Here is a 1,879-nt window from a genome sequence, read left to right on the forward strand (position 1 = left end):
CAGTAAATCTAGCATCCTATTCGAGGGAGCATTCAGACTCTTCGAGGAGGGTTTGCATTGCATTTTCAGTTCCAGTTTGCGTTCTTACCCTTTCCTCCAACTGGTCAATCAACAATACCTGCTGAGTTATTTCATCCGCCAACTTTGTGAGATTGGCGTTTAACTCAGACAACTCTTCATCGGCACCAAATGCGCGATAGGTGTTGCTCCAGCTACCATCCCTCCACATCCAGCTAGAATGAGTGAGCCTCCCCAACTGAACTGGTCCACCGTTATGTTTAGGAAACGGAGGACCACGAATGGCAAACAAGAGACCGAAGCCCGAAGAGATTGTCTCGAAGTTACGGCAGGTTGAAGTTCTGATGGGGCAAGGCATGTCCCGTCTTGATTCGATCAGGCAGATCGGCGTTGTTGAACAAACCTATTACCGCTGGCGCAAAAAGTACGGCGGAATGGGCATAGACCAGTTGAAGGAACTGAAACGGCTTCAGAAAGAGAACGAGCGACTGCGGCGCGCGGTTTCTGATCTGACGTTGGACAAACTGATCCTGACGGAAGCCACAAAGGGAAACTACTGAGCCCCGCTCGTCGTCGTGCTTGTATTAACCATGTACGCAACCAGTTGAACGTTTCCGAGAGACGCGCCTGTCGCGTGCTTGGACAACACCGGTCCACGCAACGGCGCGTCCCACAAGGTCGCCCAGACGAGGACCGACTGGTGGCCGACATGATCGAGCTGACCCGTCAATATGGCCGATATGGCTATCGCAGGATCGCAGCGCTGCTGAGGGAGGCTGGATGGTCTGTCAGCGACGGACGGATTGAACGGCTGTGGCGGCGAGAGGGGCTGAAAGTGCCAATAAAACAACCGAAGAAAGGGCGGCTCTGGCTGAATGACGGATCATGTGTCCGGCTTCGACCAGAGCATCGCAACCACGTGTGGTCCTATGACTTCGTCCATTGCCGAACCGATGATGGCAAAGCCTTCCGGGCGCTGAACATCCTTGATGAGTACAGTCGGGAATGTTTGGCTATCAGGGTCGAGCGGAAGCTGAACTCGACCGATGTAATCGACGTCCTGACAGACCTGTTCATACTTCGCGGCGCGCCGAGTTTCATACGTTCTGACAATGGGCCGGAATTTGTCGCCCAGGCTGTCCGAGACTGGATCGCCGCCGTTGGCGCCAAGACGGCTTACATCGAACCTGGCAGCCCGTGGGAAAACGGATACTGTGAAAGCTTCAATGGCAGGTTCAGGGACGAGTTGCTCAATGGTGAGATCTTCTACAGCCTGCGCGAAGCTCAAATTCTGATCGAACAATGGAGGAGACACTACAACACAAAACGCCCCCACAGTGCACTGGGCTATCGCCCGCCAGCGCCCGAAACCATCATCCCGATGGATCACAGGCCGATGATGCACTAACAATCAACTTGGACCAGTCAGATGAGGCTGCTCAGCAGATCTGGCACAGGCGCTATCGGATCCGTCGATCCGCACCGGGGCCTTGGAGATTATCCGGGGCCTGATTGAACGTGTTACGATCAAACATGAACGGGATGGCGTGCAGATCGAACTGGAGGGTGCCCTGGCAGCGATGATTGGGTTGGCCCAGAATGAACAAAGCCGCCCAGGGGCGGCTTGTTCGAGACTCTGTTCGACCCAAGTGGTTGCGGGAGTAGGATTTGAACCTACGACCTTCAGGTTATGAGCCTGACGAGCTACCGGGCTGCTCCATCCCGCGTCAGAGTCAGATTTGTTTTCATCGTTTTAGAGAGATTTGGGGATTTTGCTAGGTTTGGCGGTGACCTACTCTCCCGGGGCTTAAGCCCAAGTACCATTGGCGCGGCAGTGCTTAACTTCCGGGTTCGGGATGGG

At 54.7% G+C, this 1,879-nt stretch carries 1 protein-coding gene, 1 tRNA gene and 1 rRNA gene; 1 reads left to right on the forward strand and 2 read right to left on the reverse strand.

All coding sequences use genetic code 11. The features are described from left to right. The first annotated feature begins 299 nt into the window (after positions 1-299). Positions 300-1,426 (forward strand): IS3 family transposase gene (locus tag ACR0IP_RS23070; protein WP_480514630.1). Its coding sequence is split into 2 segments (ribosomal slippage): positions 300-561 and positions 561-1,426, totalling 1,128 coding nucleotides; the frame shifts between segments, so codons are not numbered across the junction. 242 nt (positions 1,427-1,668) lie between these two features. Here the strand turns inward: ACR0IP_RS23070 and ACR0IP_RS23075 are convergent. Next, positions 1,669-1,745: transfer RNA gene (locus ACR0IP_RS23075), tRNA-Met, on the reverse strand. A gap of 52 nt (positions 1,746-1,797) precedes the next feature. Continuing rightward, a 5S ribosomal RNA gene (gene rrf, locus ACR0IP_RS23080) occupies positions 1,798-1,879 on the reverse strand; the annotation flags it as partial.

It is taken from the genome of Ruegeria sp. AL11 (assembly GCF_056540865.1).